The 834-nt window shown below is 41.4% G+C and carries 2 protein-coding genes; one reads left to right on the top strand and one right to left on the bottom strand.

Annotated elements, in window-relative coordinates; translation table 11 throughout:
• The first annotated feature begins 226 nt into the window (after positions 1-226).
• Complete coding sequence (locus R7Z50_RS26175) at positions 227-409, top strand: hypothetical protein (RefSeq protein WP_005463425.1); 183 nt, start codon at positions 227-229, stop codon at positions 407-409.
• A gap of 59 nt (positions 410-468) precedes the next feature.
• Here R7Z50_RS26175 and R7Z50_RS26170 read toward each other — a convergent pair.
• A partial coding sequence (locus tag R7Z50_RS26170; RefSeq protein WP_318149567.1) for an amidohydrolase family protein occupies positions 469-834 on the bottom strand: 366 nt, incomplete at its 5' end.

Here is an 834-nt window from a genome sequence, read left to right as displayed (position 1 = left end):
ACAAGACTATTTCAAACAGACATTTTTATCAGTGTTTCTATGAGTCATTAATTTTATAAATGTGACTCAGTAGCACAGAAAACTTGGGTCTATAGATTGCATTTTTGAGTGATCTCAATTCCATTTTTATAGTTGCTTAGTGTGGTTTTTGTGATCTTGATCATGATATTTTTGCTTTCAGAGCGATAGGATTCCGCGCAAATGGTGAGTTAACTGAGTCGATGATATGCAGGATTTATATGAGCTAGAGCGTAAACTGGTCGAAAATGGCGCAGATATGAAAGGCTTAAAAGTGGTACCCGCGGTCGTTGATGAAGAAGGGCATGTTGTTTATCTGGGTAATAGTCCATCCATGATCAGAAACATCATTAGTTGTCGAAGACAATTAACGCAACGTACTAAAAAATAGTAAAAGGGTCTGACTAAATAGTCAGGCCCTTTTCGTTTCGGTCGGTCTTTTTAAGAACTTTAGCGCTTGAACGTCACTTGTTCTGATTGCTCAAGATGAATACGAGTTGTCGCAGGTTGTGTTTCTGCAATGACTTTACCGTGACGAACCGAGTAACGAACAGGTACTTGGCGACGTACTGCATCAAAGCCATTTTCAGCAGGAAGAATCAGTAGGCTACCTGGTTTGCCTTCTTCAATTCCGTACTTGTCTTGAATGTTCAATGTCCGCGCTGAGTTGGTGCTGCTGAGATCGAGTGAGTGATTAATTTGTTCGTAACCCATGACCTGACATACATGCAGGCCCATGTGCAGCACTTGCAGCATGTTTGCTGTACCAAGTGGATACCATGGGTCGAATACGTCATCGTGTCCAAAGCAAACGTT

It is taken from the genome of Vibrio sp. 1249-1, from assembly GCF_033340495.1.
The sequence above is the reverse complement of the archived record's forward strand: the minus strand, read 5'-3'. Positions and strand labels throughout refer to the sequence as shown.